Below are 13048 nucleotides of genomic sequence, written 5' to 3' on the forward strand. Positions count from 1 at the left end.
CAGTCATACCGTCGCCTCCTTACACCGTAGTGTGCCTGTAATCGTCTTTCGCCGGTTTGCCACCAGTTCGGCTGCCTCACGCACCGGATCATCCTCGGTGTGGATATAGCGCATGAACATGGTCACCGTCTTATGTGCGGTCAGCACCATGCCGACCTTGACCGGGATACCCGAGTTGGCGATGTCGGTGGCTGAGCGGTGGCGGATACCGTGGGTGCCAACATGCGGTACACCAGCCGCTTTGAGTGTCCGAGTCCAGCCACCGTAATATTCCCCATAGGTCAGGTGGGTAAGCGGGTTGCGTGGCGACGGCAGCACATAACGCATACCGGGCTGTCGAGGGGCTGTGGAAAGCAGCCGATAGGCTTCCTCACTCATGGGCTTGGACATGCCACCAGTCTTGCTGTCAGGCCAGACCACCCGGCGGTTTTCCAGATCAATCCATTCCCATTCGAGCAGGACGATTTCAGAGCGGCGGGCAGCGAACTCGAATTGCAGACGGATCGCCAACGGGATGACATAAGGCACCAAGTCCTCGACCTCGATTTGGTCAAGATGCTTGAACAGTCTGGCCATTTCTTCGTCGGTAATGAGGCGGGTAGTCTTGCCCCCGGTATACAACGGAACATGTCGGCACGGGTTCGAGCCGTCCGGGCGATAGCCCCAAATTTCAGCCAGGTTGAACATCTTGCGCAGGACTGACAGCGCCTTGTTAGCCTCACCTGGCTTGTAGTCCAGCTTCTTCATCATCACCGCTACGTCAGATCGTTTCACATCCTGGACTTTCATTCGCCCCAGGATTGGGATGATGTTGCGGTCGATATTGCCCTGGTAGCCTTTCTGGGTGCTGGGTTTGTTACGATGCCTGGAATAGTCCTCCATGAACTTTGCACACAGCTCCTTGACCGTCGGTGCGTTGCGCGCCTCAGCCTTTGCGGCTCCCGGATCGCCGCCCCGGCGAACCTCAGCTAACCAACTCTGCGCCAATGAGCGGGCCTGATCGACCGTCAACTCTCCATACAGACCCAATGCCGGCTTGCGCCGCTCACCGGCATTTGTCCGGTACTGGAGCATGAAGACCTTGCGGCCGGTCGGCGTGATCTTGCAAAGAAAGCCGGGAACGAGGGTGTCGCGCAGTTCAATCGCCTGCGCCTGGGGTTTTGCCGCATCAATTGCGGACTTGGTGAGTTTGATCTTAGCCATAGCTGACTCCTTGGAAAGACCCGTTTCCAGGAGCCTGTTAGGAGTCAAGCGGAAGGAAGCCGGGTCAAGTTTCGGAAAGCACCGGCATATGATGAATTCACCTAAGTTATTGATAAACTTGCTGTAGCGAGCTTAGGCGTAGTCCAGCGAAGTACGGTGCTGGAGTCATGGTGAAATAAAAAAGGGGAAATTCATCCGGTTTACAAGGCAATGAACCTGATGGACTACGATGTTGGCAATATCGGGAACCACGAATTCAATTACGGGCTGGAATTTTTGGGCAATGCCATTGGCGGGGCGAATTTTCCCTATGTGAATGCCAATATTTTTATCGATGATGGCGATAACGACCCCGATAACGACAAACCCTATTTTACGCCCTATCAGTTGTTAAAACGCGATTTGGTGGATAAGGACGGCAAAAAGCACCCTATTACTATTGGTGTGATCGGTTTTGCCCCACCCCAGATTATGCAGTGGGACAAGGCCAACCTTGAAGGCCACGTTGTTACCAAAGACATTGTGGATATGGCCGAAAAATACGTGCCGGAAATGCGCGAAAAGGGGGCCGATATTGTGGTGGCGGTTGCCCATTCGGGCTTAAGCACCCAGACGCGCCACGGCATGGAAGAAAACGCCACCTATTACCTGTCGAAGGTAAAGGGGATTGACGCCATTTTGTTTGGCCATGCCCATACGGTTTTTCCCTCTGAGACGTTTGCCGATATTGACGGTGTTGATTTGACCAAAGGCACCATTAACGGGGTCGCCGCCGTGATGCCCGGTTTTTGGGGCAGCCATGTTGGTGTGATCGATCTTAGCCTGTCGGTTAAGGATGATGGCACCTGGGATGTTACAGATTCCCTGTCCGAGGCCGAGCCGATTTATCATCGTGAAGGGCGCGATGTTGTGCCGCTGGTAGACGCAGACCCGGAGATTTTAAAAGCGGTAAAAACCGAACACGAAGCCACCATCGAATATATGCGCGAAGGGGTGGGGACGACGGAATCATCGATTAACAGTTTCTTTGCCCTGGTGGCCGATGACCCGTCGATCCAGATCGTGACCAATGCGCAAACCTGGTATTTGAAAAAGATTTTGGCCGGAACCGAATATGACGGTTTGCCGATCCTGTCGGCAGGGGCACCGTTTAAGGCCGGTGGCCGTGGCGGGCCGGAATATTATACCGATATCCCGGCAGGCAAGATTGCCCTTAAAAACGTGGCAGATCTTTATGTCTATCCCAATACGGTACGTGCAGTGTTGCTGACCGGGGACCAGGTGCGCGAATGGCTGGAAATGTCCGCCGGGCAGTTTAACCGGATTGATCCGAACAGCAGTGCAGAACAGATGCTGATCAACGAGGATTTCCCGACCTATAATTTCGATGTGATTGACGGTGTGACCTATGAAATAGATGTGACGCAACCGGCCCGCTATAACAAGGAAGGCGAGGTTGTAAACAAGGATTCACACCGTATTGCCAACCTGAAATTTGATGGCAAGCCGATCGATGGCGCGCAGAAATTCGTTGTTGCGACCAACAATTACCGGGCCGGTGGCGGCGGGCATTTCCCGGGGCTGGACGGATCAACCATTATCGTTGAGGCGCCCGATGAAAACCGTACTGTGCTGGCAAACTATATTATGGATGAAAAAACCATCGATCCCAAAGCCGATGGTAACTGGCATCTGGCCCCGGTTGGCAATGCCAGCAAGGTGACATTTGTGACCAGCCCCAAGGCGTCGAACGCGGCCAATGCCCCGTCCAATATCAGTTTTATCGGGGAAACCGACGAAGGGTTTGCCCAATATGTTCTGACATCGACGAAATAAAGCGGGTGATCGCGTTGTGTGGTTACAGATGACAAATTAAGAAAAGCAAAGCCCCGTCAGTGTCATTGCTGGCGGGGCTTTGCTGTTTGCTGATGCGGCACTTACATACCAGCGCTGTCGCGTATGAAACGGCAAAAGCCGCCCGATGGGCGGCTTTGACGCATTGGCGAGATGGCCGGGCCGATACAAACGGAATTAACGTTTGTTGTTCGGGCCGCCGTGATTGTGGTTGCGCGGGTTATCTTCGCGCGGGCTTTTGCCATTGAGATAGGCTGCCGCGCAATGTTCGTCGCAATAGGGTTTGCCCTGGATGTTTTTCTTGCCACAGAAATGGAAGTCATCATCACCCGGGTCGCCAAAGGGCCAGCGGCACATGCCCGGTCCCAGGTCATAGATGCTGATGCCCTTGGACAGAACCTTGGGTGCCGGTGCCTTTTTGGGTTCCGATGCATCTTCAGCGCGACGCTGGATCGGGGACGGACGTTTGGGCAGGCCCAGGCGGTGCGCCTTGCCAACGACGGCGTTTTTACCCACACCCAGCTCTTCACCGATGCGTGCCGTGGTCCAGCCCTGATTCCAGAGCGAAGTCAGCAATTCAATCTTTTCCGGTGTCCAGCTCATTTCGAGTATATTCCGTGTTCCGATGTTTGGGATGAACCCAGCTTTATTGCGTAAAGTCAATTAGGGATAAAGAGGTATCCGCTAAAGTCGCGCGGCGCAAGGGGTGAAGCCAACGGGCTGCCTGTCCGGGGCGCGCGAAACGTGGTGGGCAATTTGCATGTTGCGCCGTCAAAGTAAAGAGGTGATCGTATTTTGACGTGGTTTTTCATTTCCATTTTTGCGTTTCTGGCCGGTCATATGGTGCCGGGTTTGTTTCGTCGTGCGTTGGTTGCCCGGTTGGGGGCGACCCTATATGTGTTGGTTTTTTCGCTGGTTTCAATGGCCCTTCTTGCATGGGTGATCTGGGCGGAATTACAGGCCGATTATATTCCCCTTTGGCCCTATGATCCGCGCGAACATTGGGTTCCGATCCTTGCGATGCTGCCGGTTTGCGTTCTTTGGGTGGCGGCTGTGCGCCAGCCCTGTCCGCTTTCTATCGGGCGTGCTCGCGGGTATGACCCCGATCATCCGGGGATCAATCGTTTTACCCGGCATCCGTTGTTGCTGGGTGTTTTGATCTGGGGGACGGCGCATATGGTGCCAAATGGTCATTTGGCAGCAATAATATTTTTTGGTGGAAGTGCGCTTTTTGCCCTGCTGGGCATGAGCCGGATGGAGAAAATGCGCCTTCGCCAGCTTGGCCCGGACGAGTTTGCCCGTATTTCTGCCGGGACTCGGCGGTTTGACTGGCGTGCATTGTTAAATGGTGCGTTGGACTGGCGCGACGTGATCGGTGGCATCATATTGTATGGTGCGATCCTTTGGCTGCATCCGCTTGTCCTGGGGCGTGATCCTCTGGCCTTTTAGCCGGGCCTGTTTCTTAATTATCGCAAGCGGCCTTGCTCTGATCCGGGCAGGTTGTGATAGGGTATGGCAAAACAACAGTGCCATGCCCGTTGCTGCGTGTTTTAGTTTGTGCCGGTTGCGTACCGGTCAGGTTATTTTGCGAGGTGCCATGACCTCTATTGAACTTGCATCCATGTTATCGCGGTTTGCCGAAATTGAAGGGCGCCATCCCCGCATTTTGATTGCAGCCGCATCGCATGATGAAGAACGGTTGTTAAAATCGGTGGCAACCCTGTTTGCCGATGGCGGGTTTGACGTTGATATTGCCCCGCCCATTTCTGATGAAATATCGATTGCCCGACAGGTGATTGACTGTGATGCCGATATTCTGGCTCTTATTCGCCTGAAAGCCGAAGGCGATGACCGGGTGCGGGTGGCCGATCTTATTTCGTCGCTGGATGCCCAGGGCGCACAGCATGTGCAGTTTGGCATTATCGGTAATCCCGATGATCCGGCCCGCGATACGGTGGATTTTGTCTTTGATGCCGCCCACTTTGCCACTGGTGATATCGGCGGATTGATGCGGTTTTTGTTGCTGATTGAAGAAAATCGAATGGGCACAGGCGGGCCAGCATAAACCTGAGAGGCCACAAAAAGGTGCATTTTGGGATTAATACATAAACTCCGATGATTTTTTGTCGCCATTGCGGCATGATGGTGGGCCGGGATGCACAATGTGTGCGCTATTTTCCGAACCAGTATGGATCGGTCCCGGTTGGCGTCAGGTAGATGTGCGAAGGGAATTGCAATGGGAATGCTTAAGGAAACGCTATTGCGCGTTTTTGTTGGCAAAAGCGGACGCGAAGCGTTACGTGCCTATCAGGATGCCCAGGCGTTGCCTGTTGATCCATTGTCTGCCCGGCCCGGGTCAGGCCCCGGCGGGGCGGTGAGTGGCGCAGCAAGCCGTGCGGCTGCCAGTGCTGCCTATGGGGGCAGTGCGGGGGCGACGGGCCGTGGACAAACCCCTGTTGCCCAGGCGCAGCAAGCCCAACAGGCGCGCCGCATTGCCGATCGTGCCCTTGCCCATGAAGCCGAAGGCATGACCGCCGACGAGGCCCGCGCCCAGGCCCTGGCCGAAACATTGCTGGAATCGCAAAATCCATCATCCGAGATTTTGGCGGCATTAAGTGCAGCAGATAACAAACTGGGACAGGAAAAAAGCCGGTATGCCAAGGCCGGGCAGGCACCCGGCCGCGAAAAGCTGATTTCCGATGCACTTAACACCATGCGCAGCAAGCAGGCCGACCTGGATGCCCTTGACCCTGATGCCCGGATGAAGCTGACCCTGATGGCGCTAAGCGCCTTTGGTATGGGGAATGACAAGGCCGAACATTAATAAAATCCATTTTTGGATTTTACGGCAGCCGAAGAGGTAGCCGGAATAACGTGGTGCCATTTATTATCCTGTGTCGGAATGGTATTTCAGTCGGTCACATCAATGCGCGATCACAGCTTTCCTGAGCCTGTTTACACGACCTGATAGGCTTGTATGCGGTTAAATACACGAACCATTGCCTATTGCTGTATTGGTGGGCTGATTAGGGTTTATCGTGCGATATCGCGATGCAGGCCGATGGTCAGTTCGGCGTAATCGGGTTCGTTATCGGGGGTAATAGCCCCGTGGCGAATGAGAAAATCGATAATCACCAGCGCGCAGTTGAATTTAAAGTCAAACCCGGTGCGGACCATTTCGGCGACCTCGGACAGGGGCATTAGTTCAAAATGGCTGACTTCGCCATCTACGGGCCGGGGGATAAAATCAAGCGGCAATTCCAGATCGTAATTAACCATGACGTCGGGCTTGATACCCTTTTCGGTTTCGTGGACGTAGGAAACCGTGCCAACGGCAACCATGTTATGTGTCAGGTTTTCGGGTATATTCGCTTCTTCGGCACATTCCTTGATCATGTTCTGGCGAAAGCTGTAACCGGTGGGCTGGCCGCCTGCGACCATGTTATCAAGCTGGCCGGGATAGGTTGGCTTGGATTGCGACCGGTGGGCAATCCACATGTGGATACCATCCTCCTTGCGAACATATCCGTTTAAATGAACGCCCCACGACCGAAACCCGAAATAGGACATGGCCGAACGGTCCATGACGCAGAGCGGGGCATCGTTAAGGGTGGGGCGAACGTCAAATTTTTCGCCGTGCAGGCTTTTGATCATGCCGTCGCGGTGCAAATCGGCAATCAGGGCGGCAAAGGCCTGGCTGCGAGAATCGTGGCTGGCAATTTCCGGGGCAAGATGAAGCCCGTCATTGGCATGATTGCGCAACACATGCCGGGCCGGATGGGCCAGCAGGGCATTGGCAAAGGCCGGGCGAGTACCCCCAATCACACGTCCATCCATGCAGAAGGGAACATATTGTTCCGGCTTTGCGCTGTTGCAGGCGTGGATATGGTCGATAAAAGCCATCAGGGCTGCTCCGCGTAAAAGGCAAACCGGCAATGCCGATGCGCCCGTCGGGGCACGTGAACAGTGTTAGCGCACATTCTTTTATGGGTGCAATGGTGCAATCAAGGATGTGCCCACCTTTTCAGGTGCCCCGGCAATATTGTCCCGGATGTTGTTGCGCGGAACAAAGGGTGCAGATGCTTTCGCGGCCGTTTGTGGGGCTGGCTGTTATGCCCCGATTGCTGAACTGGAATAGCCCTTTTCCGATGTCAGCACAGTTTGCACATTGGCAATCTGGCGCAGACAGCGGGCAATATGGTCGGCAATGCGGGTTTCAAGATGCCTGATCTGGATATCGATTTGCAGTTCTTCGTTGCCGTGGCGGTCACTGGCAACAATCGAATGCCAGCTTGTCGGGATCAGGTTGCGTTTGGCAAACAGTTCCAGCACACGCGGCATAACGTCCGGCTCTGCTACAGCATGAACCGCAAAACAATGAACAGATTTAAAGTCGGAAGACAGCGCATCCTGCGCCAAAAGGGCATGATTGGTCATGACGATCCACATACATTTACTTCAATCCAGATAAAACGACTAACGTCCCGGGGTCCTTAGACCACCGGGCGAATAATTCGCGTAATCTGCAAAAAAGGAATGTGGTGTTGGGTCATGCTTGTTCTGAAATGCACCGCAATCGGCAGTGCCGAAGGCAGAGAAGATGGGGAACATTCCCCGGTAATGATGAAGCTGTCAATCCATCAAAGGATGAGGAGCGAAGCGATCAGGGCAACAATGGTCCCGGCAAACAGGATTTCCATCGAGCGGGCGATTTGCTGGTCGCGAGCAATGGCGATAGCAGCGGCTTTGCGTTTGTTCATCATTTTTCTCCGTCTTAAGACAGGGCGTATGCACTGTTTAGTGCACCAAAGAAATATAGGCAGGCATCGGCCCAGGTTACAAGTGCTGTGCAGTCAAAAACGTCAAAAAACCTTCAACCTGGTGGAATAGATAAGGTTTTCTGCGGGTTTGCGACACGAAATTTATTAATCTTAACCCCAATTAAACACGATAGGCCGGTTTTTGTTCCGGTTTCGGGCGAGGATTCGCACCAGAAGGACAATTTTGAATCAGACGAAAGGCACTGTTTTCTGTTTTTTCGGGCGATTCCCGATGCCGGTTTGTTAACCGCTTTGCCCGCTTGGCACGCAAGGTCAGGGAATGTGTAATTCGGTTGCGCCAATTTCGACCGGAGATTTGCCATCCCGTGCAAACAGGATGCGGCCCTGATAGGTGCCGCTACGCCATTGATCACCCGGGCGGTCCGCATTGACGTAAAACCATTTGGCGCGCGGACCATTGTCGTTGGGTAGCTTGATGGTGAAATCGCGACTGCCGTTAAAGCCGCGCGGCCCGGTGACATTAAGTGTGATGACATCGCCGTCATTTACCCCGATCAGATACCCCCAAAAATACAGCGCCGGGCTGGTAGCGGGCAGGGTGTCGCCGCGGTCATAGCCGCGTTTGATGTCGGTGGCATTGGGGCGGCCCGATGAGAAACCCAGCGCATACAGGTGAACCGGGCGATAGGTCATTTGCGCGCTGGCTTCGGGGGTCCAAAGGACAGACTGGCTGGTCGCGCAATTTTCCGTGCCGGCGTCGGCCATATTGGTGCCGCTAAACGGGTCGATCAACTGGTCGTTCTGGCGCAGGTTGAAATGCAGATGCGGGAAGGTGGCCTGGCCGGACATACCGATCAGGCCAATGGTTTGGCCCCGGGTTACATGGTCGCCCTTGCGCACGGCAATGGAACCGCGCCGCATGTGGCAATACTGGCTTTGCCAGCCATCTTCATGGTCGATCAGAATGCCGTTGCCACATTCAATGCCGCTAAGCGCATCCTTGTTCAGGCGTCCGGCGTCGATATCCTCGACTCCGTCGCGGGTTGCACTGACAACGCCATCGGCAACAGAAAGTACGGCAACGCCACTGATCATGGCTTCTTCGTCGGGAATGGCAAAGTCGGTGCCACGGTGGCCGTCATAGGTGCTGGTGCCACAGGCAAAATCGCGAATGCCCGGCCCGGCATCGTGGTCAACATAATGGACGATATCGCATTCGCCATAGGGGCAATCCACCGGCAAATCAAAGGGCGGCCCATCGGCGCGTGCCGGTGCCGCATACAGCGCCCCCGCCAGAATGCCGATGGCACACATTGCGGAAAACACTATTTTGTGACCCATAAAGGTCTCCTTGCTGATTGCCTTGTACCGGGGAAACAATATTGTGGCTGCAACACCCCCATGCGCAGCCAAGCGGCATTTTTTCAGGCCTGCGCGACAGGCAATTTATTATGCCCGGCGCATTATCGCCTGATCTGTCATATGTATACGTGCCGTCATGACAGTTCAAACCCATTTTACACAGGAATTTCATCAGGGCCATGGATCAAACTGTGCTTTTTCGTCTGGCTGTTTTTGCCGTGTTGCTGCTGATAATGGCAGGGTGGGAATTTTTGTTGCCTTATCGCACCGGGGCCGGGCAAAGCCGGGGCCGGCGCTGGTTGACCAATTTTTCGCTGATGATTTGTGGCGCAGCCCTTAGCCGGTTTACCATCGGGGCGGCCATGATTATTGCGGCATCCTATGCGCAAGGGCGCGGCTGGGGCCTGTTGCCAATGCTGGGTTTGCCCGCCCCTGTGGCGGTGGTGCTGGCGGTTATCGGGCTTGATTGCGCGGTGTATTGGCAACACCGGTTTACCCATATGTTTGATGTGCTGTGGCGGTTTCACCGGGTGCATCATGTCGACCCGGGCTTCGATGTTTCAACAGCGGTGCGGTTTCATCCCCTCGAAATTGCGGTATCAGCCGCTTACAAGGCCGCTTTTGTGGTTGTTTTGGGAGCCGATGCGTGGGCGGTAGTAATTTATGAAACCCTGCTAAGCAGTTTTGCCCTGTTTAACCATGGCAATGTGCATTTGCCCCGCCTGATTGACCAAACCTTGCGCGGGCTTTTTGTGACGCCCGATATGCATCGTATTCATCATTCGGCAGTAATGGTGGAAACCAACAGCAATTATGGAAATATCCTGTCGCTGTGGGATCGTATCTTTGCCAGCTATACTGATAAATCGCGTGAAAACGACCGCGAGATGACGATTGGCCTGAATGAATTTCGTGATCGCGAAAGCCAGTCGCTGGTGGGCAGTTTATGGTTGCCGTTTCGCAGTAAGCCGCGGCACCCGGCATCCCCGGCCGCGACAGCCGGGGATATTGGCGATAAACAGCAAAGAAAAGACAGGTAATGCGGGGTTTCAGGCTGTGCCGGCAAGCCCGCGCACGGCCAATGCCGATGCCACCAATGAGCGCTTGCCATCATTGCCGCCACTGATATAGGCGCGGCGCACGGCGGATTGCAGGCTGTGGGCGGCTTCGGCATCAAGGGATGTGAAAAATTCGCGGATCAGGCTGTGGCTGCCCAGAAGCGATTGCCAGTAATCGTTGAAATCAAGAAAATCCATGCGGATTGATAAGGTGGCGGTGCCTATTTCGGTTAACCCGGCATCGGCCCATAAATCCAGCAGGGCATCTTCATTTTCGTAGGGGACGTTAAAAATACGGGCGCGCAGGGCTTCGCCTTCGCCGTCAAACAAAATGGCGGCAGCATCAAGAAACAGGCGCAAAAAGGCCAAACCACCGGACCGGTCCCAAACCGTTGCGGCAATAACCCCGCCGGGGCGGGTGACGCGCAACATTTCGCTCAGGGCTTTTTCCGGTTCAGCCAGATCATTTAGCACCAGTTGCGAAAATGCGGTGTCGAAGCTGACATTTTCGTAAGGCAGGGCACTGGCATCGCCGGTTTCAAATTTGACATTGGGGGCCGCATGTAACAGGGCCTCGCCCAGATAATCGGGCATAAGGTCGATGCCGGTAATCGTGGCCGAGGGATAGCGGGTGGCAGCTGCCAGTGTCAGGCTGCCGGTACCGCAACCGACATCCAGCAATGTGCCGCAGGCAGGGGCATCGACAAAGGCAAGAAAAGCGCGCGCGAGGCGGCGGCTCCATCTGCCCATGGCGATTTCATAGATGTCGGCGACGGATGAAGTCATGGTTATGTTCCGCAATTGACAGGGGCTATGTCAGCAAGGCCTGCTGCATAGGATGCCTTGTGACAAAGACCGGTATTTCGGTGTTGTTTCAATTGTTAATATTGATTGCGCGGTCAGCCAAAGCAATGGACATTTGCCGATAAGGACGGTGTTGCGTGGGGCAGGCGACGTCACATGCAGGGGGCCAAATAATTGTGCAAAGCAACCAGATAGCGCGAAGTTTCCTGTGACAGTTCGCCGAAATTTTTAAATTGCCATTGCGAAACGGCAGTTTGGCGATGATACTTTACTTATATTGCAACGCACAAACAAAACAGGCAGGGGATCGACAAGATGACAAAACGTGATGGTCTTGAAGGATATTATCTCGAAGATCTGGAAGTTGGCATGGAAGGCAGCTATGCCAAAACCGTGACCGAAACCGATATTATTTTGTATGCAGGCGTATCGGGCGATAGCAACCCGGTGCATTTGAACGACGAGTTTGCCAAAACCACCATGTTTGAAGGGCGTATTGCCCATGGCATGTTGTCGGCCGGGTTTATTTCAACGGTGCTGGGCACGCGTTTGCCGGGGCCGGGCACCATTTATTTATCGCAAAACCTGCAATTTCGCGCCCCGGTTCGTATTGGCGATACCGTAACCGCCACGGTTAAAGTACGTGAAATTATTGCCGCGAAAAAACGTATTGTCCTTGAAACTACCTGTACCGTGGGTGACCGGGTGGTTATTTCGGGCGAGGCAACCGTGATGGTGCCAGCGCGCGGATAAACCGCCTGGCCGGTTTTGGGGCCGTTACCAGTGTGCGCAGGGATGATACCTGCGCACATATTACGGTTTTCTGGCGGATCTGGGATGTCTGTGCTGCGAAAATAATGCAACAGCATGGCTGTTTTGCACCATTATAATCAGGAAAAGGCTTTACGCTTTGGCCTTGGGCGATTTATAGCTGCCTGCCGGGTTTTGCACACAGCAGCCCGTAATGGTATTTCATTTGGCGAGCAACACAGAGAGACCGGCATTGATGCGCGTTTTTCGATCGTTTGAAAATTTGCCCATCGATGCGCGTGGCGCCGTTGTTGCAATTGGCAATTTTGATGGTTTGCACCTGGGCCATCAAACCATTTTGGCCCATGCCCGCAAAATGGCTGCCGAACTGAATGTCCCCCTTGCGATCCTGACGTTCGAACCTCATCCGCGGATGATTTTTCGTGCGGGCGAACCGCCGTTTCGTTTGACGTCTGCACAGGACCGGGTGGCTGCCGCCGCCGAGCTTGATATTGATCTGTTTTATGAAGTTGAATTTGACCGTGCCTTTTCGGCCCTGACGGCCGAGGAATTTATTACCAGGGTGCTGGTCGACGGGCTGGGCGCGCGCCATGTGGTTGTTGGCTGGGATTTTTGCTTTGGCAAGGGGCGGGCCGGCAATGTGGACACCCTGCGTGCGATGGGCGGGAAAAACGGTTTCGGGGTGAGTGCGGTTGACGCCGTAACCCACGATAACGGGATTGTTTATTCATCAACGGCCATTCGCCAGGCGTTGCGCGAAGGCCGCCCCGAAGATGCGCGGGTATTGCTGGGGCGCCCCTGGGAAATTGGCGGCATTGTCATTCACGGGGATGCCCGCGGGCGGACCATTGGTTTTCCCACGGCCAATGTGGCGTTGGGGCTGCATTTACGGCCCAAATTCGGCGTGTATGCCGTTCGTTTGGGGCTGGTGGCGCAGGATGGCTCGCATCGTGTGGAATGCTGGATCGACGGAGTCGCCAATATTGGCGTTCGGCCCAGCTTTGGCGGCGATGAAGAAGCCGGGCTGGAAGCCCACCTGTTTGACTTTGACCGAGACATATATGATCGCGCCGTTCGGGTCCGCCTGATCGGCTTTATTCGTGGCGAACAGAAGTTCGACGGGCTTGATGCCCTGAAGGCCCAGATTGGCCGTGATGTGAATACGGCCCGTGAAATTCTGGCGGCAAACCCGCCGGTCAATCCCGGGATTTGAAA

14 protein-coding genes are annotated in these 13048 nt (G+C 54.6%); 7 read left to right on the plus strand and 7 right to left on the minus strand.

Annotation, left to right across the window (positions count from 1 at the left end):
- Positions 1–3: 3 nt before the first annotated feature.
- Positions 4–1203 (minus strand): site-specific integrase, encoded by a 1200-nt coding sequence (locus THS27_RS01390; protein WP_085587205.1) that lies wholly within the window; start codon positions 1201–1203, stop codon positions 4–6.
- A gap of 189 nt (positions 1204–1392) precedes the next feature.
- On the opposite strand from THS27_RS01390, the gene THS27_RS01395 reads away from it, so the two are divergent.
- Positions 1393–3039, plus strand: a complete 1647-nt coding sequence (locus tag THS27_RS01395; RefSeq protein WP_256376727.1) for a bifunctional 2',3'-cyclic-nucleotide 2'-phosphodiesterase/3'-nucleotidase — start codon at positions 1393–1395, stop codon at positions 3037–3039.
- A gap of 195 nt (positions 3040–3234) precedes the next feature.
- Here THS27_RS01395 and THS27_RS01400 read toward each other — a convergent pair whose 3' ends face one another.
- Positions 3235–3660, minus strand: coding sequence for a GcrA family cell cycle regulator (locus THS27_RS01400; protein ID WP_085587207.1), 426 nt, complete (start codon positions 3658–3660; stop codon positions 3235–3237).
- 192 nt (positions 3661–3852) lie between these two features.
- Here THS27_RS01400 and THS27_RS01405 point away from each other — a divergent pair, with 192 nt between their 5' ends.
- The 3 genes from THS27_RS01405 to THS27_RS01415 all read left to right on the plus strand — a co-directional run bounded on the left by THS27_RS01405 (position 3853) and on the right by THS27_RS01415 (position 5881).
- Positions 3853–4506: an NnrU family protein gene (locus tag THS27_RS01405; protein ID WP_085587208.1), complete on the plus strand. Its 654-nt coding sequence runs from the start codon at positions 3853–3855 to the stop codon at positions 4504–4506.
- A gap of 148 nt (positions 4507–4654) precedes the next feature.
- Positions 4655–5122 carry a methylmalonyl-CoA mutase gene (locus tag THS27_RS01410; RefSeq protein WP_085587270.1) on the plus strand — a complete coding sequence of 156 codons (468 nt, stop codon included), beginning with the start codon at positions 4655–4657 and terminating at the stop codon, positions 5120–5122.
- 171 nt (positions 5123–5293) lie between these two features.
- Positions 5294–5881 (plus strand): hypothetical protein, encoded by a 588-nt coding sequence (locus tag THS27_RS01415; RefSeq protein ID WP_085587209.1) that lies wholly within the window; start codon positions 5294–5296, stop codon positions 5879–5881.
- Between the two features lie 209 nt (positions 5882–6090).
- Here THS27_RS01415 and THS27_RS01420 read toward each other — a convergent pair whose 3' ends face one another.
- The 4 genes from THS27_RS01420 to THS27_RS01435 all read right to left on the minus strand — a co-directional run bounded on the left by THS27_RS01420 (position 6091) and on the right by THS27_RS01435 (position 9179).
- On the minus strand, positions 6091–6960 hold the full coding sequence (locus tag THS27_RS01420; protein WP_085587210.1) for an NUDIX hydrolase family protein: 870 nt from the start codon (positions 6958–6960) through the stop codon (positions 6091–6093).
- A 207-nt stretch (positions 6961–7167) separates the two neighbouring features.
- Positions 7168–7494: a hypothetical protein gene (locus tag THS27_RS01425; protein ID WP_085587271.1), complete on the minus strand. Its 327-nt coding sequence runs from the start codon at positions 7492–7494 to the stop codon at positions 7168–7170.
- Between the two features lie 203 nt (positions 7495–7697).
- Positions 7698–7820, minus strand: coding sequence for a hypothetical protein (locus tag THS27_RS27550; RefSeq protein WP_256376725.1), 123 nt, complete (start codon positions 7818–7820; stop codon positions 7698–7700).
- A 330-nt stretch (positions 7821–8150) separates the two neighbouring features.
- Entirely contained in the window at positions 8151–9179 is a 1029-nt protein-coding gene (locus tag THS27_RS01435; protein ID WP_085587212.1) for a M23 family metallopeptidase, read from the minus strand.
- 200 nt (positions 9180–9379) lie between these two features.
- Here THS27_RS01435 and THS27_RS01440 point away from each other — a divergent pair, with 200 nt between their 5' ends.
- On the plus strand, positions 9380–10240 hold the full coding sequence (locus tag THS27_RS01440) for a sterol desaturase family protein (protein ID WP_085587213.1): 861 nt from the start codon (positions 9380–9382) through the stop codon (positions 10238–10240).
- A gap of 9 nt (positions 10241–10249) precedes the next feature.
- Here the strand turns inward: THS27_RS01440 and THS27_RS01445 are convergent, their stop codons facing one another.
- Positions 10250–11044, minus strand: coding sequence for a class I SAM-dependent methyltransferase (locus tag THS27_RS01445; RefSeq protein ID WP_085587214.1), 795 nt, complete (start codon positions 11042–11044; stop codon positions 10250–10252).
- A 333-nt stretch (positions 11045–11377) separates the two neighbouring features.
- Between THS27_RS01445 and THS27_RS01450 the strand changes: the two genes are divergently transcribed.
- The gene (locus THS27_RS01450) at positions 11378–11815 is read left to right on the plus strand and encodes a MaoC family dehydratase (RefSeq protein WP_139835436.1); all 438 of its coding nucleotides are present in this window, start codon (positions 11378–11380) and stop codon (positions 11813–11815) included.
- A gap of 253 nt (positions 11816–12068) precedes the next feature.
- The gene (locus tag THS27_RS01455) at positions 12069–13046 is read left to right on the plus strand and encodes a bifunctional riboflavin kinase/FAD synthetase (protein ID WP_085587216.1); all 978 of its coding nucleotides are present in this window, start codon (positions 12069–12071) and stop codon (positions 13044–13046) included.
- The last annotated feature ends 2 nt before the right edge of the window (positions 13047–13048 follow it).

The sequence above is a fragment of the Thalassospira sp. MCCC 1A01428 genome (assembly GCF_002115825.1).
Taxonomy (GTDB): Bacteria; Pseudomonadota; Alphaproteobacteria; order Rhodospirillales; family Thalassospiraceae; genus Thalassospira.